Genomic DNA, 21,838 nt, shown 5'->3' with positions numbered 1-21,838 from the left:
ACATAATCACAGTATTTCTTGTCCGACCCCCAAGCCCCATAGTGGGATTCTGATGATTACACAGACTGTAGCGCCCTTGAATTTCCTCTCTGTCCCGGTTGACGAACGGGGGCGTCATGCTTGAAACCAAAGTTGCCCTGTGTTTGCGCCTGAGCCAGGAAGCCCGTGAGCAGGCCGGTCCCCAGCAGGCAGCCACCCTGGCGCGTTTGCATAGTGAACTTGAATTGCTGCGCGGCGCCAGCCGTCCGGTGGTGCGCGTGGCGCCGGCCGATGCGCTGTTCGAAATCGACCTCGATGGTTTCCTGATCGGCTGGAATCACGGCGCCGAGCAAATGTTTGGCTATTCCGAGTTTGAAGCGCTGGGCCAGCACATCCTGTTTTTGTATCCGGAAGACAATGCCGAAGAGGGCATCCTGGAGCTCCATTCGATGCAGGGCGATGTGGCTACCGATGTGCGCCGGCGCAAGAAGTCGGGCATGGTCACCTGGCTGCGCATGCATCGCCATGTGATGCACGACCAGGCGGGCAAGGTGGCCGGCATGGCCGTGCGCCTGTGCGCGCTGAGCGAGCCGCTGTCCGATGTCGACAAGGTGAAATTGCATGCACGCATCATCGAAGACAGCGAGCAGGGCGTGCTGATCACGGATGCCGAAGAGCGCATCGTCTCGATCAACAGTTCGTTTTCCCGCATTACCGGCTATTCGCCGGCCGAAGCGATCGGCCGCACGCCGGACTTGCTGCGCTCGGGCGTGCACGACCCGGATTTTCGCGCCAAGGTACGCGCCGCCATGCGCGGTCATGGTTCCTGGCGCGGCGAGATCATCGGCAAGCGCAAGAATGGCGAACTGTTTCCGCAAGACGTGACCATCAGCGTGGTGCGCGATGAGTTCGGCGAAATCAGCCATGTGTTTTCCCTGTTTTCCGATATCAGCGTGCACAAGGATGCCGAAGCGCGCATGCAGCGCATGGCCAATTACGACAGCCTGACGGGCTTGCCCAACCGCTGCCTGCTGAACCAACTGGTGGACCAGGGCCTGGCCGAAGCCAAGCGGCAGGGCACGCATGGCGCGCTGATGGTGATCGATATCAACCGCATCGGTTCGATCAGCGATACCCTGGGCCATGAAGTGGGCGACCAGCTGGTGATCGCCATCGGCCAGCTGTTCCGCGCAGCCCTGCGCGACGCCGACATCCTGGCCCGCGTGGATAACAATAAATTCGTCGTCGCCTTGCTGCATATCGAAAAGCGCGAGCATGCGGCCAATGTGGCGCAAAAGTTGCTGAACCTGTTGGAAGCGCCGATCAATATCGATGCGCACGCCTTGCATGTGGGCGCCAGCATCGGCATCACGGTGTATCCCGAAGATGGCCTGGAAGCGCCGGCCCTGTTCCGCTTTGCCGACGTGGCCGTGGCCAAGGCGGGGCAGAATATCGAGTCGACGTTTTTGTTTTACCGCGAAGACATGAACCGGCGCGCCAAGGAACATTTGCGCCTGGAAAGCGAAATGCGCCTGGCGCTGGGTGACAAGGAGCTGGAACTGCATTACCAGCCGAAAGTGAGCCTGGCCACAGGGCGTATCGTGGGCGCGGAAGCCTTGTTGCGCTGGAAGCATCCGATGCGCGGCATGGTTTCTCCCGGCGTGTTCATTCCCGTCGCCGAAGAGACCAGCCTGATCCTGGAACTGGGCACCTGGGTGCTGGACGAAGCGTGCCGCCAGATCCGCAGCTGGGAAGACCGCGGCTTGCAGATGCCGGCCATCGCCGTCAATCTGTCGGCGCGCCAGTTCGATGCGCAATTGCCGGCGCGCATAGCGGCGGTGCTGGCGCGGCACCGCGTGCGGCCCCAGCAGATCATGCTGGAAATCACCGAAAGCCTGCTGATGCGCGGCGCCGACACGGTGATCGGCATCATGAATGAATTGGTGGCCATGGGGCTGGCGCTGGCCTTGGATGATTTCGGCACCGGTTATTCCAGCCTGGCTTATCTGAAGAAATTTCCCATCAGCACGCTCAAGATCGACCGCTCGTTTGTCATCGGCTTGCCGTTCGAGCAAAACGATTGCGCTATCGCCCGCGCCATCGTCACCATGGCGCAGCAGTTGCGCCAGGAAATTGTCGCCGAAGGCGTGGAAACGGCCGAGCAGATGCATTTCCTGCGCGAACTGGGCTGTGATCAGTTGCAGGGCTATCTGTTCAGCCCCGCCGTGCCCGCAGCGGAATTCGAAGCCATGCTACTGGAAGACAAGCGCTTGCTGCTGGGTGAGGAGCCCGCTTACTAGCACGGACGCGATAGCTTGACCTTTTCCAGCAGGAAATCGAGCATCACCCGGACCCGGGCCGGCACTTGCAAGCCCGGCCCCATGAAGACGGCGTGCACGATTTCGCCATCGCCGGTGCTGTAGTCTTCCAGCAGCGGCACCAGCCGGCCCTGGGCGATATCGTCGCGCACGTGCTGGCTCATGAAGCGTCCCAATCCCATGCCGGCCAGCGCCAGCTGGCGCATGCTTTCGCCATCGCTGACCAGGATGCCACCCTGCGGCGTGATGTGGACGCTGCCGCCCGCGCCATCGCGGAAGGGCCAGGCTTCCTTCTGGTGCCGGAAATTAAATCCCAGCAGTTTGTGTCCTGTGAGTTCCTGCGGCGTGCGTGGCGTGCCGTGGCGCGCCAGATAAGCGGGCGACGCAGCGACGATCATGCAATCTTCGCCCAGCTTGCGCGCGACCAGGTTCGATTCCTTCAGGCGGCCCGTGCGGATGGCGATATCGGTGCGGTCTTCCAGCAAGTCGACCACGGCATCGCTGACCACCACGTCGAGCAGGATGTCGGGGTAACGCTCGCTGAACTCGGGCAGGATGGGCAGCAGATAGTGCACGCCAAAGGGCACGAAGCAATTGATGCGCAGCCGCCCGCGCGGCGCCGCACCGTGCGCCGCCTCGCGTTCGGCGCTGTTGATATCGTCCAGGATGCGTTTGCATTGCACGTAAAAGGCGTCGCCCTCGGGCGTGGTGTGCAATTGGCGCGTGCTGCGCTGGAGCAAGCGCGTACCGAGCCGCGCTTCCAGGCGGTTGACCAGTTTGCTGACAGCCGATGGCGTCAGTTCCAGGCGCCGCGCCGCAGCGGAAAACGCGCCGGCTTCCACCACGGCCGCGAAGACCGCCATTTCGAACGAGCGGTTGATATCCTGGCGCGCCATTATTGAATCCATTTCACAGGTGTTTCCATTATAAGAGTCTATATCAAAAGACGGGAGGTCGATACACTGTCCGGCTTGAATGATCTGCCGGAGAAGAGTAATGACTACCGCAATCCCTGTAAGCCCTGTTTCAACCAGAATGCCGCCCGGCGTGCTGTCGCTGGCCGTCGGCGCCTTCGCCATCGGCGTAACCGAATTTATCGTCGTCGGCATCTTGCCGGCGATTGCCAAAGACCTGGGCATCTCGATTGAATCGGCTGGCTCGCTGGTCAGCCTGTATGCGCTGGCGCTGGCCGTCGGCACGCCGCTGCTGGTGATCGCCATGTCGCGCCTGCCGCGCAAGGGCGCCTTGCTGGGGCTGATGTCGGTGTTCCTGGCCGGCAATCTGCTGGCGGCCTTTTCGCATAGCTTTGAAATCCTGCTGTTTGGCCGTGTCATCACGGCCGTGGCGCACGGTACTTTCTTTGCCATCGGCGCCACGGTGGCAGCTGGTCTGGTACCGAAGGCGCAGGCGGGCAGGGCGATTTCCGTGATGTTTGCGGGTTTGACCCTGGCCATGGTGGTCGGCGTGCCGCTGGGCAGCTTCCTCGGCAATTTGCTGGGCTGGCGTCTGCCTTTCTTTGCCGTCGTGGTATTGGCTGCGCTGGGCTTGACTGCCATGGCGCGCTGGTTGCCGACCGGCTTGCCGCAAGGCGCTGGCGGCAAGGCGGCAACGCAATTGGCCGCCCTGGGTAGCGGCCCCATCCTGACCATGATGGCCGTCACCACCTTCGGCTTTGGCAGCAGCTTTGCCGCCTTTACCTTCATTACGCCGATCTTGACCGATATTACGGGCTTTTCTGCCACTGTCGCCAGTGCCTTGCTGATCGTGTTTGGCGCCGCCACCTTTACCGGTAATCTGGCTGGCGGTTATCTGACCAGTCATTACGGCTGGCAAAAGGCGCTGCGCATGATCTTGCTGGCGCTGGCGGTTACGCAAGTGGCCTTGGCCTTGAGCATCAGCTCGCAATGGCTGATGCCGGTGATGCTGTTTATCTGGGGCTTCTTCGCTTTTGGCCTGTCACCGGCCTTGCAGTCCGGCATGCTGGCCACGGCCGAGCGCTACACGCCGAAAGCGGTGGATTTCGCTTCCGGCCTGAATATCTCGGCTTTTAATCTGGGTATCTCGTTTGGGTCCATGCTGGGTGCGCTGATGGTGTCGCGCCACCTGATGGCCGCTTCACCCTGGGCCGGCATGGTCGCCGCGCTGCTGGCCTTGCTGCCGCTGGCCTGGTTGGCCCGCAAGAACCTGGCCTCGCATGTGGCGGGAGCGGGCGCGCATTAGTCCATTAATCAGGCAGTGACGGCGGGATCTTGTCTGCGCTGTGCCGTCACCGAGCTGCCCATCGACGCCGCCATGATCATGGCGATGGCCAGCCATTGGACGGTGCTCAGGTATTCGTCCAGCAGTATCAAAGCCAGGATGGCGGCCACGGCCGGCTCCATGCTGGTAATGATGCCGAAAGCTTGTGGTGGCAAGCGCTTGAGCGCCACCATTTCCAGCGAAATCGGAATCGCACTCGATATCAGCGCCACGCCCAGCCCCACCAGCAACACCGTGGGCGACAGCAGGGCGCTGCCGGCATGGAGCACACCCACCGGCACCACCACCACGGCGGCCGCGAGCAGGCCAAGCGACACTGAATGCCCCGCATGCAAGTGGCTGGCGCGCTTGCCGAACACGATATAACTAGCCCAGAACACGGCGGCCGCCATCGCGAAGGCCACGCCGGTCGGGTCCAGGCCGCTGACATTGTGTCCGAACGGCAGCAACACTCCCAGTCCCGTGATGGCCAACGCCACCCAGGCGAAGTCCAGCGGGCGGCGCGAGGACAGCAGCGCCACCGTCAGCGGTCCGGCAAACTCGATCGCCACGGCAATGCCAAACGGGATCGTGCGCAGGGCCAGGTAAAAACACAGGTTCATGGCGCCCAGCGCCGCGCCATACAAGACTACCGCACGGGCGTCCGCGCGGCGCAATGACCAGCGCCACGGGCGCCAGAACAGCAGCAGCAACAGCGCCGAAAACCCCACGCGCACGGCCGTCGTACCCTGCGCACCGACCAGTGGAAACAGCGTGTGCTTGGCCCACGAGGTGCCCAGGCCGAGCGAGGTGACAGAGGCCAGGATGGCCAGAAAGGGAATCAGGGCGGAATAGCGTGAAAGTGTCATCGGTGAAATAGGTTGAAAGTGCAATGCCGAAAGTTTATTGTGTCTATCCCGATATTTGCACTGCATTTACACACCCATGACGCAACTTTCGCTCGCCGCCCTCGATACCTTTGACCTGGCCATCCTGGAAATCCTTCAGCGCGACAACATGATTTCGCAGCGCGAGATCGCCCAGGCCGTGCATCTGTCGGCGCCGGCCGTGCAGCGGCGCATCCGGCGCCTGCGTGAAAGCGGCGTGATCCGCGCCGAGGTGGCCGTGCTCGACGCCAGCCGCCTGGGCCGCCCCTTGACCTTGACGGTGGAAGTGCATCTGCACGACGAACACCCGCAGCGCACGGCGGGCTTGCGCGCCCGCATACTGGCCGAGCCTGCCATACAGCAGTGTTATGGCATTACCGGCGAAGCCGATTATCTGCTGGTGATCACGGCCAGCACCATGGCCGAATACGAAGCGCTGACGGAGCGATTGTTCGGTGGCGACGACAATGTGCGGCGCTTCCGCACCTCGGTGGCGTTGACTTGCCTGAAAGTGGGGCAATATGTGCCGCTGGGTGACAGTTAAGCAGAGCAGCGCATCGGCATGGCACAATGTGTGATTCGCACCCTCAGGTGCCCATCTCTACAGGACTTCCATGACCCGCGCCATACTCGACGAAAGCCAGATTCATCCCGCCGCCCGCCCATTGATCGGTAGCAAGCACGCAGATATCGTGCGCGAAGTGCAGGCAGCGATCAGCGCGCACCAGGTGGTAGTGGTCGGCATGGCGCTCAATCCCTACCCGCGCAAGGCACGCAAGATCCTCGACGTGCTGGGCACGCCGTATCAGTACCTGCAATATGGTAGCTACCTGAACCAGTGGCACCGCCGCAATGCCCTCAAGATGTGGTCGGGCTGGCCGACTTTCCCGATGGTCTTCGTCAACGGCGTGCTGGTCGGTGGCGCCAGCGAATTACAAAAGCTGGTGGAAAATGGCGAGTTCAGCGCGATGCTGGCCAAGAAAATCCGCGAATTTTAAGCGGCTCCTTACTCCCCAGGCCGCCAGGGCGACTTGTGCGTGCGCAGCGGGTCCAGCAAGCTGCGCAGATCGTTGTGATCGAGTTCGTACATGAGTGCGATCAGGCTGCCCAGTTCGCCCGAGGGGAAACCCTCGCGCGCGAACCAGCCCAGGTAATGGCCAGGCAAGTCCGCCAGCAGCCTTCCTTTGTATTTTCCATAGGGCATTTCGCGCGCGACCAGCAGCGCCAATTTTTCTGAATTCATGGTGGGGATTCCGTCGTGATGTAGCCAGTGTAGCAGAACGTTCTATTGTTGATTTTGGCGCAATTATCATCTGCCTGATGAAGTGTTTTTCGAAACAAAGAAAACCCCGATACTGCATGACATTATCTTTTCGGAGTCTGTCATGCCTATTGCCCTGCTCGCGCTGACCATCAGCGCATTTGCCATCGGAACCACCGAGTTTGTCATCGTCGGGCTATTGCCCACCATCGCCGCCGACCTGGGCGTGAACCTGCCATCGGCCGGCTTGCTGGTCAGCCTGTACGCGCTGGGCGTGGCCATCGGCGCACCTGTGCTGACTGCACTGACGGGCAAGGTGCCCCGCAAGACCTTGCTCTTGTCGCTGATGGTGCTATTCACCCTGGGTAATTTGCTGGCCTGGAAAGCGCCCAGCTATGAATCCCTGATCATCGCCCGCATCCTGACCGGCCTGGCGCATGGCGTTTTCTTTTCCATCGGTTCCACCATCGCCACTTCGCTGGTGCCCAAGGACAAGGCAGCCAGCGCGATCGCCATCATGTTTACCGGCCTGACCGTTGCCCTGGTCACAGGCGTGCCGTTGGGCACCTTTATTGGCCAGCATTTCGGCTGGCGCGAAACTTTCCTGGCTGTCTCGGCGCTGGGCTTGCTCGCCTTTGTCGGCAGCCTGCTGTATGTGCCGTCCACCATCGCACACAGCAAGCCCGCTTCCCTGCTGCAGCAAGTGCAGGTACTGGCCCAGCCACGCTTGCTGCTGGTGTACGCGATGACGGCGGTCGGCTACGGCGGCTCGTTTATCGCCTTTACCTATCTGGCGCCGATATTGCAGCAGGTGTCGGGTTTTGGCGCCAGCGCCGTGGGCCTGGTCATGCTGGTGTATGGTCTGTCGGTAGCTTTCGGCAATATCTGGGGCGGCAAACTGGCCGACAAACGGGGGCCTGTCAACGCCCTGAAGTTGATCTTCCTGTTGCTGGCTGCAGTATTGCTGGTGCTGACCTTTACCGCACCGTATCCGTGGCTGGTAGTGGCCACCGTGCTGCTGTGGGGTGCCGTCGCCTTCGGTAACGTGGCTGGCCTGCAAGTGTATGTGGTGCGGCAAGCCGAACACTTCACGCCGCGCGCCGTCGACGTGGCTTCGGGCTTGAACATTGCCGCGTTTAACCTGGGCATTGCCGGCGGCGCCTGGGGTGGCGGCCTGATCGTCGAACACCTGGGCTTGATCCACACGGGCTGGATCGGCGCGCTGGTAGTACTGGGGGCATTTGGTTTGACGGTCCTGAGCGGCAGGCTGGATCGGCTTTATCCGATAACCGTACGGGCAGGCGGCGAAAAATCAATCCACGCGGCAGGGCATTAAGCAGAGATATCTGATTTATGCTGCAGCGGAGTAATATTCTCCTTATCTTACTATTTCTCTTTTGAAAATATTATAATGATATTTTTCAAATAAGGATGGGTATGACGAAAATTTATCTGCAAATGTTGGGAGTGATATTCGGTTTATCGCTCAGTAGCATGGCCTGCGCCGGTTTAACCATTGCCAAGATCGGCTCCATTCTGGTGTATGAGCAGGGCGACCTTGTCTATGTCTTCCCGGCGGGCGGGGTGAAGGATGCTCCAGCTTGCCATGGCGGGAACGGTAATTACCTGTCTTTTTCCATGAAGCGGCCCCGTGCCAAGGAATATTATGCAGGCTTGCTCATGGCGTTTGCTGCGGGTAAAACGGTAGTGCTTCGCGGCACAGGGGAATGCAATGATCAGCCTGTATCAGAAACGTTGATGTATTTTGAGGTGCAGGACAATTAGTTCATTGCCGGGGGCGATTGCGGCTTGTGCTGGTAGTGCAGATCGCCAGGCAAGAGATTCTGGCTGCGGCATGAGGGCACACCATGCTGTATATTCCTGCCCTGATCATCGTTCGTTGCCTCAATCTCATGTCCCCAGCCGTCTTGTTTTCCGTCGTTCTCGCGTATTTCCTGATCCTGCTGGGCGTGGCCTGGCGCACTTCGCGCCATGCGACGAATGACAGCTTTTTTATCGGTAACAAGAGCAGCCACTGGATGCTGGTGGCGTTTGGCATGGTGGGCACCACCCTGACCGGTGTCACCTTTATCAGCGTGCCGGGTGCCGTGGGGCGCGATGGGTTTGGCTACATCCAGCTGATGATCGGTTATGTGCTGGGCTACCTGGTCATTACCTTTATCTTGCTGCCGCTGTATTACCGCTTGCAGCTGACGTCTATTTACCGCTACCTGGAATTGCGCCTGGGGCGGCGTTCCTACCAGAGCGGGGCGGCGTTTTTCATTTTGTCGCGCTTGCTGGGCGCCACGGCGCGGCTGTATCTGGTGGTTAATATCTTGCAGGCGACTATCCTCGACAGCTTCGGCGTGCCATTCTGGCTGACGGCGCTGGTGGTGCTGCTGCTGATCTTGCTCTACACCTATGAAGGCGGCGTGAAGACCATCGTCTGGACCGATACCCTGCAAACGGCCTGCATGCTGGCGGGCCTTGTCATTTGCGTGGTGTTTTTGCTGCGCGACATGGATATTTCCGTGATCGACAGTCTGGAACGCATGCGCTCGCAGGGCCTGGCGCGTATCTTTACGCTGGACCCGGACAGTCCCGCCTATGTGTGGAAACACATCGTGGCCGGCATCTTCATCACGGTGGCCATGACGGGCATGGACCAGGAGATGATGCAAAAGAATATCTCGGTGCGTACTTTGCGCGATTCGCAAAAGAATATGCTCAGCCTGACCGTGGTGCTCACTGGTGTGCTGCTGCTGTTTTTGTTCCTGGGCGGTTTGCTGCACCTGTATGCGCCGATCGCCGGCGTGACGGCCACCGGCGATAAACTGTTCCCGGCGGTGGTGCTGGGCCACTTCCCGGCCGTGGTGCAACTGATCTTTTTCATTGCGCTGATTTCTGCCTTGTTTCCCAGCGTGGATGGCGCGCTGACGGCGCTCACGTCCACCTTTTGCATCGATATCCTGGGGCTGCAGCGGCGTGCCGACCTGGCGCCTGCGCAGCAGATGCGCTGGCGCCGCCGCGTGCACCTGGGCTTTGCCGCACTGTTCCTGATCCTGATCATGGCCTTCAAATGGATGGACAGTCCCAGCATGATAGGCGTGATCCTGAAACTGGCCAGCTATACCTATGGTCCCTTGCTGGGCCTGTTTGCGTTTGGCTTGTTGACGCGCCGGGGCGTGCGCGACCGCTGGGTGCCGCTGGTGGCGGTGGCGGGGCCGCTGCTGTGCGCGCTGATTGAGCAGGAGCAAGCACAGCTGTTCGTCCACTACCGCATCGGGCTGGAATTGCTGATACTCAACGGCGCCCTGGTCATGGCGGGACTGTTCCTGATTTCCACGCCCGCTTCCTCTGACGCATCGGGCGTAAAGAACTTGTAAAAACATTAGCTCGGCTGAATTTTCAGTTATATTGGTTTCCTTTAGGTTTAACCTCATGGAGTATCGATGTCACTTAATCCGTTCCCGGCCCTGCGCCGTGGCTTTGGCGTATTCTGGCGTACCCTGGACGCCACCCGGCGCGTCGTCTTCAACCTGATCTTTTTGCTGATCCTGATCGCCATCCTGGTGGCGATCTTTGGCGGCGGCGTCAAGCCGCTCAAGGAAAAGACCACCCTGGTGCTCGACCTGCAAGGCCCGCTGGTGGAAGAAACGCCGGGCGGCGTGCGCGAAGCGGTGCTGGCCAATGTCAGCGGCGACGCCAAGAAGAGCGTGCAGCTGCGCGACGTGCTGGCGGTGCTCGACTCGGCCAGCAAGGATAGCGACATCGGCGGGATGGTCCTGCTACTCGATGACCTCGATAGCGGCGGCCTGGCTTCTTTGCGCGAAGTGGCGGCTGGCGTTGAGCGTTTCCGCGCCAGCGGCAAGAAGGTCGTCGCCTGGGGCGCCAGCTACAACCAGCGCCAGTACCTGATAGCGTCCAGGGCCAACGAAGTGTATGTGCACCCGATGGGCGGCGTGATGCTCGAAGGTTTTGGCCGCTACCGCAATTACTACCGCGATGCGCTCGACAAGGTCGGCGTGACGGTCAACCTGCTGAAAGTGGGCACCTACAAGAGCGCGGCCGAGCCGTTTATCGCCAACGGCCCGTCCGAAGCGGCCGCCGAGGCGGACCGCTACCTGAATAACGGCCTGTGGACCACCTACACGAACGATGTGGAAAAGGCGCGCAAACTGCCAGCCGGCGCCATCATGCAATCGATTAATGACTTGCCGGCCTTGCTGACGGCCGCCGGCGGCGATCTGGCGAAACTGTCCGTCAACGCCAAGCTGGTCGACGGCTTGAAGACGCGCGATGAACTCCGTACCCTGATGATGGAGCGCGGCGTCAAGAATGCCGAAGGCACCAACTTCCGCCAGATTTCCTACAGCGACTACCTGGTCCGTTTGCGCCCCAGCCACCTGGGCGACGCCGTCGGCGTGGTGATCGCTTCCGGTGAAATCGGTGATGGCGTGGCCTCGCCAGGCGCCATCGGCGGCTTGTCCACTTCGCGCCTGATCCGCCAGGCACGCGAAGACAAGCAAATCAAGGCGCTGGTCTTGCGCATCGATTCGCCGGGCGGCAGCGCCTTCGGTTCTGAACTGATACGGCGCGAACTGGAATTGACGCGCGCCGCCGGCAAGCCGGTGGTGGTCTCGATGGGCAACGTAGCCGCTTCGGGCGGTTACTGGATCAGCACCTCGTCCGATGAAGTGATCGCCGACGCAGCCACCATCACCGGTTCGATCGGCGTGTTTGCGATTTTGCCGACGGCCGACAAGGTGATCGAAAAGCTGGGCATCCACACGGCCGGCTCGCCGACCACCTGGCTGGCCGATTCGGGTAATCCATTGCGTCCGCTCGATCCGCGTTTCGCGCAAGTGATACAGGGTTCGATCAATCACGTATATGGCGATTTCCTCAGCCTGGTCGCCAAGGCGCGCAAGACCACCCCGGAAAAAATCAATGAAGTGGCGCAGGGACGTGTCTGGACTGGCTTGCAAGCCAAGGACCGCAATCTGGTTGACCGTATCGGCAGCTATGGCGATGCGCTGGCCTCGGCAGCCAAGCTGGCCAAGCTGAGCCCCGGCTACCGCGTGGCTTACCTGGAACAGGAAAGCTCGAACGTCGATCGCCTGATCGGCATGTTCGGCGCCAGGGCGATGGCATCGCTGGGCCTGGATGAACACGTGAAACTGGGCCTGGCCAGCACCGGCTTGCCGACCGGAGCCGCGCTGGGGATCGCCAACGATTTGAGCTGGCTCTCCAGCCTGACGCGCGAGCACAAGCCTTTCATGGCGCTGACGCACTGCCTGTGCACGGTGCCGCTGGACGGCAAATAACACGGCACGACGGGCCGGCCATGCCGGTTCCATCGTTTGTTAAACAAGCCGGCTTTGTCCGGCTTGTTTTGTTAATGGATTGCCGATATGCCGCCAAATATCCGCTGGTCAAGGTCCCTGGCGGGAAAATTGTAGCGAGTTTGTATCTGCATGCCAGTCGCTTGAAACGACCGCCCGCTGCGGCCTGCGCCCTTGCAAGCCTGATTTTTCCGCCGTTTCCCCTTTCAGTTGTGCATGGACATCCGCCGGTGTCCCGATGGCGCTTGCTGTTGCGTGCATAAAATGTTTCAGCTAGAAATGAAATGGATACATGACTATGCTAGAGTCGTCGCAGCATGGGAAAACGCTGTTTTTTCAGCTGATTTTCAGCTCTTGTTTTCCCATTAACCTGTAAGAACAAACGATCATCCGGCCCGAGTGCATGCAGACCTCGGCCGGCGCCACACAATCGCCGTGCCAGCGGCCTATAAAGGATAGCGATGGATTCGCAGACAGCAGCAAATACCCCACGGCGCAGCCGCCGTTCGAAGATTGTCGGTAGCGTTATCGCGCTGGCCGTGATGGGCGCCCTGGGAGGCGGCGCCTGGTATCTGACCCACTCGGGCCTCAGCGCCCAGGGTGGTCCTGGCATGGGTGGACCCGGCGGCCCTGGCGGTCCCGGCGGGCCGGGAGGGCGCAGGGGCGGTCCATCGACCACGGTCGGCGTGGCCACTGCCGTGAAATCCGATTTGCCGGTGACGCTGGACGCGCTGGGTACCGTGACGGCGGCAGCCACCGTGACCGTGCGCCCGCAAGTGTCGGGTATCCTGAAGGAGTTGCGCTTCAAGGAAGGCGCCATGGTCAAGGCCGGCGATGTGGTGGCCCTGATCGACCCAGCCCAGTTTGAAATGGCCCTGATGCAGGCCAAGGGCCAGCGTTTGCGCGATGAAGCGCAGCTGGAAAATGCACGCCTGACCCTGAAGCGCTATGAAACCTTGCTGACCCAGGATTCGATCGCGCGCCAGGACGTCGATACCCAGGCGGCGCTGGTCAAGCAGCTCGAAGGCACGGTGCTGACTGACCGCGCAGCCGAAGGCACGGCCAAGCTCAATCTCGATTACACCAAGGTGGTGTCGCCGATCAGCGGCCGCGCAGGCTTGAAAGTGGTCGATATCGGTAACCTGGTCAGCACCAGCGACGTGGGCGGCGTGGTCGTCATTACGCAGCTGTCGCCGATCGACGTCGTCTTCTCGGTGCCACAGGATAAAGTGCAGACCATCCAGGAACGCCAGGCGCAAAAAGTGGCGCTGTCGGCGCTGGCGCTGGACCGCACGCGCACGATTACCCTGGACAAGGGCAGCTTGAGCGCGCTCGATAACCAGGTCGATGTACAGACCGGCACCGTGCGCGCCAAGGCCCGCTATACGAATGACAAGATGGCTCTGTTCCCGAGCCAGTTCGTCAACGTGCGCCTGGAGCTGGGCAATATCACGGGCGCCGTGCTGGTGCCAGTCACGGCGCTGCGCCACAGCAATACGGGCGACTTCGTCTACGTGCTCAAGGAAGACAAGACCGTCACCGTGCGCCCGGTCACGCGCGGCCAGGCCACCATCGACATGGTAGAAATCAAGGCCGGCCTGGCAGCGGGCGAAAAAGTGATTACGGAAGGCGCGGACCGCCTCAAGGAAGGTGCGAAAGTAACCTTGCCGGGCGACGCACCAGCTGGCATGCACGGCGGCTGGGGTGGCCAGGGCGGCCAGCGTGGCCAGCGTGGCGAACGCGGTGCCGGTGCTGCAGGTGCCGACGGTGCAAGCGGTGAACGCCATCACCGCCGTCGTGACGCTGATGCCAGCGCATCGGCGTCCGCGCCGGCAGCATCGGCGCCGATAGCACCGGCAGCACCAGCGCCAGCCCGCGGAGCGGCCCAATGAGTGCAGGCCTCACATTGAAAGGGCCGGCAGCATGAGTCCATCCGCACCGTTTATCAAGCGCCCGGTCGCCACCGCGCTGCTGATGCTCGCTATTGTGCTGGCGGGGCTGGTGGGCTTCAAGTTCCTGCCGCTGGCGGCCTTGCCGCAAGTGGACTTCCCCACCATCCAGGTACAGACCCTGTATCCGGGCGCCAGCCCGGAAGTCATGGGGCAAACTGTCACGGCGCCGCTGGAGCGTCAGTTCGGCCAGATGGCGGGTTTACAGCGCATGAGCTCCACCAGCGCGGCCGGCGTTTCCATCATCACCCTGCAATTCACGCTGGGCCAGACCCTGGACGTGGCCGAGCAGGAAGTGCAGGCGGCCATCAACGCGGGCGGCTCCTTGCTGCCGACCGATTTGCCGGCGCCGCCCGTCTACGCCAAGATCAATCCGGCCGATGCGCCCGTGATGACCCTGGCGATTACGTCCGACACCATGCCGCTGACGCAGGTGCAAAACATCGTCAACACGCGTTTGGCGCTGAAGATCAGCCAGGTGACGGGCGTGGGCCTGGTGTCGCTGTCCGGCGGCCAGCGTCCGGCGGTGCGCATCCAGGGCGATACCAAATTGCTGGCCTCGTACGGCCTGGGCCTCGACAGCCTGCGCACGGCCATTACCGCCGCCAACGTGAATAGCGCCAAGGGCAGTTTCGACGGTCCTACGCGTTCGTTTACCATCAACGCCAACGACCAGCTGGTCACGGCGCAAGATTACAAAAGCCTGATCGTCAGCTATAAAAACGGCGCACCGGTGCGCCTGTCCGATGTGGCCAATGTGGTCGACAGCGCTGAAAACACGCGCCTGGGCGCCTGGTCTGGCAAGCAGCCAGCGATTATCCTGAACGTGCAGCGCCAGCCTGGCGCCAACGTCATCAAGACGGTAGACGCCATCAAGGCGCTGTTGCCCGAGCTGCAGGCCAGCCTGCCGGCAGCCATGAAGCTCGACGTGCTGAGCGACCGCACCACGGGCATCCGCGCGTCGGTGGAACACGTGGAAATGGAATTGCTGCTGTCCGTGCTGCTGGTGGTGCTGGTGATTTTCGCCTTTTTGCACAGCCTGCGCGCTACCGTGATCGCCAGCCTGTCCGTGCCGATCTCGCTGATCGGCGCCTGCGGCGTCATGTATTTGCTGGGCTACAGCCTGAATAACCTGTCGCTGATGGCGCTGACGATCGCCACCGGTTTCGTCGTCGATGACGCCATCGTGATGATCGAAAATATCGCGCGCTATATCGAAGAGGGCGAAACGCCGATGGCCGCCGCCCTGAAAGGCGCGTCGCAAATCGGCTTTACCATCATCTCGCTGACGGTGTCCTTGATCGCCGTGCTGATTCCGCTGCTGTTCATGGGCGACGTGGTAGGGCGTCTGTTCCGCGAATTCGCCATGACCCTGGCCATCACGATCCTGATTTCCGCCGTGGTTTCGCTGACCCTGGTGCCGATGATGTCGGCGCGCTGGCTGAAAAGCCACGCCGATGAAAAAGTCAGCGCCATGGGCCACCGCATCCAGGTTTTCTTCGACAAGGTCATCGCGCGGTACGACGTAGCCCTGGTCTGGGTCTTGAAACGCCAGGGCCTGACCATGCTGGTCGCCCTGGCTACCATGGTGCTGACGGTGGTGCTCTATATCACCATCCCAAAAGGCTTGTTCCCCACCCAGGATACGGGGCAGCTGCAGGCGCGCATCGAAACTTCGCAAGCCGTTTCCTACGAGCGCATGGCAGCCTTGCAGCAAGCGGCAGCCGCCGCGGTGCTGGACGATCCTGCCGTCGATACCTTGAGTTCCTTGGTGGGTGTCGATGCCGCCAACAACACCATGCTGCATACGGGTAGCATGCTGATCAACCTGAAGCGCTCGCGCAGCGGCAGCCAGGAAGAGATCATGGAGCGCCTGCGCGAACGCGTCTCGCACGTGGCCGGCGTGACCCTGTATTTGCAGCCGACGCAAGACCTGACCATCGATGCCGAATCGGGCCCGACGCAGTACCGCGTCTCGCTCGAAGGCGCCGATACGGCCACTGTCACGCAATGGGCCGGCAAGCTGGCGGCGCGCATGCGCGAGAAATCGCAGCTGCGCAACGTCACCACCGATGCAGGCGCCACGGGGGCCGCCGTCAGCGTGGGCATAGACCGCGACAGCGCCGCGCGCATGTCGGTCACCACCTCCACCGTGGACGATGCGCTGTACAACGCTTTTGGCCAGCGCATCATCTCGACCATTTTCACGGAAACCAACCAGTACCGAGTGATTCTCGAAGCGCAGCCGGGCATCGTCACCACGCCATCGGACCTGGGCGACCTGCAGGTGCGCACCGGTTCGGGCAAGTCCACGCCGCTGTCGGCGTTTGCCAGCGTCACGGAAAAACAGGCGCCGCTGCAAATTACGCACGTGGCGCAGTATCCGGCCACCACCCTGGGCTTCGATACGGCCCATGGCGTGGCGCTCGGTAGCGCGGTCGATGCGATCCGCCAGGCGGCCAAGGATATCGCCTTGCCGCCATCGGTCAGCCTGACTTTCCTGGGGGCGGCCGGCGCCTATGAAAAATCGCTGTCGAACCAGCTGTGGCTTATTCTGGCGGCCGTCGTCTGCGTCTACATCGTGCTGGGCGTGCTGTATGAAAGCTATATCCACCCGCTGACGATTTTGTCGACCTTGCCGTCGGCCGGCGTGGGCGCCTTGCTGGCGCTGATGATGAGCGGCCAGGATCTGGGCGTGATCGGCATCATCGGCATCATCCTGTTGATCGGTATCGTCAAGAAGAACGCCATCATGATGATCGACTTTGCCATCGAGGCCGAGCGCGACGAGGGCAAGAGCCCACAGGAAGCGATCCACCAGGCTGCGCTGCTGCGCTTCCGTCCTATCCTGATGACGACGCTGGCAGCGCTGTTTGCGGCCGTGCCGCTGATGCTGGGCTGGGGCGAGGGCGCCGAGTTGCGCCGTCCGCTGGGCATGGCCATCTTTGGTGGCCTGATCGTCAGCCAGGTATTGACCTTGTTCACGACGCCGGTGATTTACCTGGCCTTCGACCGCCTGGGCCGCCGCTTTGGCAGTACCACTGGTGGTACAAGCGGCGCCAGCGTGAATCTGGATAAAACGGATGCGGGGAGCGCCGCGTGAACCTGTCTTCACCGTTCGTCAAGCGGCCCATCGCCACCGTGCTGCTGACCATCGGCATCGCGCTGGCGGGCATCGGTGCGTTTTTCGTGCTGCCCGTCTCGCCGCTGCCGCAGGTTGACTACCCGACCATTTCCGTCAGCGCCAACTTGCCGGGTGCCAGTCCGGAAACCATGGCCACTTCGGTGGCCACGCCGCTGGAGCGGCGCTTGGGCGTGATCTCGGGCGTCAATGAAATGACGTCGTCGTCCGGCACCGGGTCGGCCCGCATCAGTTTGCAATTCGACCTGAACCGCAATATCGATGCGGCCGCGCGCGAAGTACAGGCGGCCATTTCCGCCTCGCGCGTGGATTTGCCCGCCACCTTGCGCAGCAACCCGACCTACAACAAGGCCAATCCATCGGATGCGCCTGTGATCATCCTGGCGCTGACGTCGAAAACGCGCACGCCGGGCCAGATCTACGACGCCGTCTCTAACCTGGTGCAGCAGAAAGTAGCCCAGGTCAAGGGCGTGGGCGAGGTGGAGCTGGGCGGCGGTTCGCTGCCGGCCGTACGTGTGGAACTGCTGCCGTTCCAGCTCAATCATTATTCCGTATCGATGGACGATGTGCGGGCGGCTTTGCAGGCGACCAACGCCAATCGTCCCAAAGGAGCCATTACGGGCAATGACCGCAGCCTGCAAATCTATTCGGGCGCCAGCACGGCCTCGGGTGGACGCAGCGCGGCCGATTACCGCAGCCTGGTGGTGGCCTGGCGCGACGGCGCCGCGATTCGCCTCGACGACGTGGCCGATGTGGTCGATGGCGTGGAAAACACCAACACCCTGGGCCTGTTCAATGGCCAGCCGGCCGTCATCGTGCTGATCACGCGCCAGCCTGGCGCCAATGTGATCGCCACGGTCGACGGCGTGCGCGCACTGCTGCCGCAACTGCAGGCGCAACTGCCGGGAGACATCAAGCTGCAGGTGGCGTCCGACAGCACGAACTCCATTCGCGCGTCTCTGCACGAGATCGAATTTACCCTGCTGATCTCCATCGTGCTGGTGGTGCTGGTGGTCAGCGCCTTTTTGCGCAGCGTGCGCGCCACCATCATTCCGGCAGTGGCGACCATCGTTTCGCTGCTCGGTACTTTCGGCGTGATGTACATGCTGGGCTTCAGCCTGAATAACCTGTCCTTGATGGCGCTGACGGTAGCCACCGGCTTCGTGGTCGATGACGCCATCGTGGTGCTGGAAAACACCCAGCGCCATATCGAGGCGGGCATGGACCGCTTCAAGGCGGCCCTGCTGGGTGCGCGCGAAGTGGGCTTTACGGTGTTGTCGATCAGCCTGTCGCTGGTGGCCGTCTTCATTCCGCTGCTGTTCATGGGGGGGCAGGTGGGGCGCTTGTTCCGCGAATTTGCCGTCACTTTGTCGGCCGCCGTGATGATTTCCCTGGTGATTTCCCTGACCACCACGCCGATGATGTGCGCCTGGCTGCTGAAGAATGGCGAACAGCACAAGCAACCGGGCAGGATCGCGCAGTGGTTCGAGCGTGGCTTCCAGCGCATGCTGACGATCTATGAGCATTGCCTGGACTGGGCCTTGTCCAGCGCACCGCTGGTGATGGCCATCCTGGTGTTTGTGGTGGGCTTGAACGTGTACCTGTTCGCGGCGGCGCCGAAGGGCTTTTTCCCGCAGCAGGATACGGGCCAGATCAGCGGCGGCATGCGCGCCGACCAGAGTATCTCGTTCCAGGCCATGCAGGGCAAGTTGCGTGAACTGGTCAACATCATCAAGGAAGATCCGGCCGTGGCCACCGTGGTCGGGTTTACCGGCGGCGGCAGGGCAGGGGGCGGCTTCATGTTCATCGACCTGAAACCCGTGGGCCAGCGCACCGACAAGGGGCAAGCCGTGATCGCACGCCTGCGTCCGCAACTGGCCAAGGTGACGGGCGTCTCCCTGTTCCTCAATCCGGTGCAGGATTTGCGCATGGGCGGGCGTTCATCGAACTCCACCTACCAGTACACGCTGATCAGCGATAACCAGGCTGACCTGAAAAAATGGGCGGCCAAGCTGGCCGACCAGATGAAGATGCAGCCGTCCCTGATCGATGTGGACACCGACCAGGCGGAAAATGGCGTGGAAACCTATGTCCATATCGACAAGGACCGCGCCACCGAACTGGGCGTGCAGGTGCGCGACATCGACAATGCGCTGTACAACAGCTTTGGCCAGCGCCAGGTGGCGACCATCTACGATGAACTGAACCAGTATCACGTGATCATGGAAGTGGCGCCCCGCTACGCGCAAAGCCCGGAAGCACTGAGCGCCGTCTATGTGCCAGCCACGGCCGCCACGGCGGGCGCCACGGTAGCCAACATCACGGCCTCGCGCGATCCGTCCAGCGGCAATGCGCTCAGCAACACCTTGACCAGCATGGTGCCGCTATCGTCGTTCAGCCGCTTTGCCGAAAGCTCGACCGCTACTTCCGTCAATCACCAGGGCGGCGAGCTGGCGACCACCGTCTCGTTCAATCTGACCGATGGCTACACCCTGAGCGATGGCCAGGCGGCCGTGGCCCAGGCGGAAGCGGAAATCGGCATGCCGGTCAATGTACGGGGCAGCTTCCAGGGGACGGCAAAGAGCGCGCAAGACAACAACAAGGAGCAGCCGCTGCTGATCCTGGCGGCCATCGTGGTGATCTACATCGTGCTGGGCATCCTGTATGAAAGCCTGGTGCATCCGGTCACCGTGCTGTCGACCCTGCCGTCGGCGGGCGTGGGCGCCGTGCTGGCGCTGCTGATGTTCCGCATGGAGTTTTCCATCATCGCCCTGATCGGCGTGTTCCTGTTGATCGGCATCGTCAAGAAAAATGCTATATTGATCATCGACTTCGCGCTGGAGGCCGAGCGATCGCGCGGCTTGACAGCGGTGGAAGCGGTGCGCGAAGCATGTTTGCTGCGTTTCCGTCCCATCCTGATGACTACCGTCGCGGCGGCGCTTGGCGCCTTGCCGCTGGCGATAGGCTTTGGCGAGGGGTCCGAGCTACGCCAGCCTTTAGGGGTCGCCATCATCGGCGGCCTGATTGCCAGCCAGTTGTTGACATTGCTGACCACCCCGGTGGTCTACATCCTGCTCGACAAACTGCGCACGCGCAGCGCCGACGAGCAGCAATTGAGCCGCATTCCAGGGCCAGATAACCCGAGCACACAATCATGATTCAAGTAAAACAAGTCAAGTCCACCGTTCCTGCACGCCGCCTGCTGCCGCTGGCCAGCGCCGCCGCTTTTGTTCTTTTGGCCGGCTGCGCCGTCAGCCCCACGTATGAAGTGCCTGCCACGCCCGCGCCGCAAGCGTTCAAGGAAGCAGCTGGCTGGCAGCCTGCCGCACCTGCCGATGCGCTGGAGCGGGGCCCCTGGTGGACGCTGTTTGGCGACGCCCAGCTGAACCAGCTGGCCGAGAGTATCGAGATCTCGAACCAGAACGTGGCTGAAGCCATCGCCTCGTATGAACAGGCGCGCGCGCTGGTGCGCGAACAGCGCGCCTCGCTGTTTCCTACCGTCAGCCTGACGGGTAGCGGTACGCGTTCAGGTAATGGCAGTGGTAGTGGCGGTGCCGGTGTCGGGCAGCAAAGCGTCAGCAATAATTACCGTGCCTCCATCGGCGCCAGCTGGGAACCGGATGTCTGGGGCAAGCTGCGCGCCGGCGTGACGGGTGCGGAAGCCAGTGCCGCCGCCAGCGCGGCCGACCTGGCCTCGGCGCGCCTGTCGGCGCAGGGTGAGCTGGCGACCAATTATTTTTCGCTGCGCCAGACCGATGCACAAATTGCGCTGCTGACCTCCACCCTGGACGGCTACCAGCGCGTGCTCGACATCACGCGCAACCGTTTCAATTCGGGCGTTGCCGCCAAGTCCGACCTGCTGCAGGCGCAGACGCAGCTGGCCAATGCGCAGATCGACCTGTCCACCGCCGTGCGCCAGCGCGCCCAGCTGGAACACGCGATCGCCATCTTGCTGGGCCGTGCGCCGGCCGATTTCAGCCTGGCCGTGGCGCCGTGGAATATCGTCGTGCCGGACGTGCCACTGGGCGTGCCATCGACCTTGCTCGAGCGCCGCCCCGACATCGCCGCTGCCGAACGCCGCGTGGCGCTGGCCAACGAGCAGATCGGCATTGCCCGTTCCGCGTATTACCCGAGCTTGGACCTGAGTGCTTCCTATGGCGGCGGCGCCAGCAAGCTGGGCGACCTGTTCAATGCATCGAGCAGCCTGTGGTCGCTCGGTTTGTCGGCCACGCAAACCCTGTTCAATGCGGGCGCTACCACAGCCAGCGTGGATGCGGCCAAGGCCGGCCGCGATGCGGCCGTGGCGCGCTACCGCCAGACCGTACTGGCTGCTTTTGGCGCGGTGGAAGACCAGTTGTCGGCCACGCGCGCGCTGGCTGAACAGATCGAGTTGCGCAAGGTGGCGTCGAGCGCCGCCGATGAGGTAGAGCAGCAGATGCTGAACCGCTATAACGCGGGCCAGGTCAGCTATACGGACGTGGTGACGGCGCAAGTGACGGCGCTGTCGGCGCGCCGTTCGCTGGTGCAGGCGCAAGCGGACCGCCAGACCACGGCCGTGGCGCTGATCCAGGCGCTGGGCGGCGGCTGGCATGTGCCGGGGACACAAGCTCAAGCACAGCCGGCACAGTAAGGGCGCTGTGGTAGCCGACACAGGCATGAAAGCCTGTGTCGAATTCGGTTTTGATACAGTGCTTGGGTGCTAGAATGCAAGATTAATCT

General features: G+C 62.1%; 15 protein-coding genes. 12 read left to right on the top strand and 3 right to left on the bottom strand.

Annotated features, from left to right (window positions below; all coding sequences use genetic code 11):
* Window positions 1-116 precede the first annotated feature (116 nt).
* Complete coding sequence (locus tag HDE75_RS04035) at window positions 117-2,279, top strand: putative bifunctional diguanylate cyclase/phosphodiesterase (protein ID WP_183676112.1); 2,163 nt, start codon at window positions 117-119, stop codon at window positions 2,277-2,279.
* Here HDE75_RS04035 and HDE75_RS04030 read toward each other — a convergent pair.
* The gene (locus HDE75_RS04030; protein WP_260173674.1) at window positions 2,276-3,205 is read right to left on the bottom strand and encodes a LysR family transcriptional regulator; all 930 of its coding nucleotides are present in this window, start codon (window positions 3,203-3,205) and stop codon (window positions 2,276-2,278) included. The two genes, HDE75_RS04035 and HDE75_RS04030, sit on opposite strands and share 4 nt — an antisense overlap.
* Before the next feature lie 88 nt (window positions 3,206-3,293).
* Between HDE75_RS04030 and HDE75_RS04025 the strand changes: the two genes are divergently transcribed.
* The gene (locus tag HDE75_RS04025) at window positions 3,294-4,517 is read left to right on the top strand and encodes an MFS transporter (protein ID WP_183676113.1); all 1,224 of its coding nucleotides are present in this window, start codon (window positions 3,294-3,296) and stop codon (window positions 4,515-4,517) included.
* An 8-nt stretch (window positions 4,518-4,525) separates the two neighbouring features.
* On the opposite strand, the gene HDE75_RS04020 is transcribed toward HDE75_RS04025, so the two are convergent.
* Complete coding sequence (locus HDE75_RS04020; RefSeq protein ID WP_183676114.1) at window positions 4,526-5,404, bottom strand: EamA family transporter; 879 nt, start codon at window positions 5,402-5,404, stop codon at window positions 4,526-4,528.
* A gap of 76 nt (window positions 5,405-5,480) precedes the next feature.
* Between HDE75_RS04020 and HDE75_RS04015 the strand changes: the two genes are divergently transcribed.
* Both HDE75_RS04015 and HDE75_RS04010 read left to right on the top strand, forming a co-directional pair.
* On the top strand, window positions 5,481-5,966 hold the full coding sequence (locus HDE75_RS04015) for an Lrp/AsnC family transcriptional regulator (protein WP_183676115.1): 486 nt from the start codon (window positions 5,481-5,483) through the stop codon (window positions 5,964-5,966).
* 70 nt (window positions 5,967-6,036) lie between these two features.
* Window positions 6,037-6,420: a glutaredoxin domain-containing protein gene (locus HDE75_RS04010; protein ID WP_183676116.1), complete on the top strand. Its 384-nt coding sequence runs from the start codon at window positions 6,037-6,039 to the stop codon at window positions 6,418-6,420.
* Between the two features lie 8 nt (window positions 6,421-6,428).
* On the opposite strand, the gene HDE75_RS04005 is transcribed toward HDE75_RS04010, so the two are convergent.
* On the bottom strand, window positions 6,429-6,665 hold the full coding sequence (locus HDE75_RS04005; protein WP_183676117.1) for a DUF3820 family protein: 237 nt from the start codon (window positions 6,663-6,665) through the stop codon (window positions 6,429-6,431).
* Between the two features lie 142 nt (window positions 6,666-6,807).
* Here HDE75_RS04005 and HDE75_RS04000 point away from each other — a divergent pair, with 142 nt between their 5' ends.
* The 8 genes from HDE75_RS04000 to HDE75_RS03965 all read left to right on the top strand — a co-directional run bounded on the left by HDE75_RS04000 (window position 6,808) and on the right by HDE75_RS03965 (window position 21,749).
* The gene (locus HDE75_RS04000; protein WP_183676118.1) at window positions 6,808-8,019 is read left to right on the top strand and encodes an MFS transporter; all 1,212 of its coding nucleotides are present in this window, start codon (window positions 6,808-6,810) and stop codon (window positions 8,017-8,019) included.
* Between the two features lie 101 nt (window positions 8,020-8,120).
* Window positions 8,121-8,468, top strand: coding sequence for a hypothetical protein (locus HDE75_RS03995; protein WP_221291750.1), 348 nt, complete (start codon window positions 8,121-8,123; stop codon window positions 8,466-8,468).
* An 83-nt stretch (window positions 8,469-8,551) separates the two neighbouring features.
* Window positions 8,552-10,069 carry a sodium:solute symporter gene (locus HDE75_RS03990; protein WP_311735064.1) on the top strand — a complete coding sequence of 506 codons (1,518 nt, stop codon included), beginning with the start codon at window positions 8,552-8,554 and terminating at the stop codon, window positions 10,067-10,069.
* A gap of 66 nt (window positions 10,070-10,135) precedes the next feature.
* Window positions 10,136-12,010 carry a signal peptide peptidase SppA gene (sppA, locus tag HDE75_RS03985; RefSeq protein ID WP_183676119.1) on the top strand — a complete coding sequence of 625 codons (1,875 nt, stop codon included), beginning with the start codon at window positions 10,136-10,138 and terminating at the stop codon, window positions 12,008-12,010.
* 479 nt (window positions 12,011-12,489) lie between these two features.
* The gene (locus HDE75_RS03980; RefSeq protein WP_183676120.1) at window positions 12,490-13,920 is read left to right on the top strand and encodes an efflux RND transporter periplasmic adaptor subunit; all 1,431 of its coding nucleotides are present in this window, start codon (window positions 12,490-12,492) and stop codon (window positions 13,918-13,920) included.
* A gap of 31 nt (window positions 13,921-13,951) precedes the next feature.
* On the top strand, window positions 13,952-17,080 hold the full coding sequence (locus HDE75_RS03975) for an efflux RND transporter permease subunit (RefSeq protein WP_221291749.1): 3,129 nt from the start codon (window positions 13,952-13,954) through the stop codon (window positions 17,078-17,080).
* Window positions 17,077-20,277 carry an efflux RND transporter permease subunit gene (locus tag HDE75_RS03970; RefSeq protein WP_183676121.1) on the top strand — a complete coding sequence of 1,067 codons (3,201 nt, stop codon included), beginning with the start codon at window positions 17,077-17,079 and terminating at the stop codon, window positions 20,275-20,277. The genes HDE75_RS03975 and HDE75_RS03970 overlap by 4 nt, the downstream gene beginning before the upstream one ends.
* Window positions 20,274-21,749, top strand: coding sequence for an efflux transporter outer membrane subunit (locus HDE75_RS03965; RefSeq protein ID WP_183676122.1), 1,476 nt, complete (start codon window positions 20,274-20,276; stop codon window positions 21,747-21,749). Before HDE75_RS03970 ends, HDE75_RS03965 begins: the two co-directional genes overlap by 4 nt.
* The last annotated feature ends 89 nt before the right edge of the window (window positions 21,750-21,838 follow it).

This window comes from Janthinobacterium silvisoli (assembly GCF_014200725.1).
In the GTDB taxonomy this organism is placed as follows: Bacteria; Pseudomonadota; Gammaproteobacteria; order Burkholderiales; family Burkholderiaceae_D; genus Janthinobacterium.
Note: the sequence above shows the minus strand (reverse complement) of the source record. Positions and strands in the feature narration are given on the sequence as shown.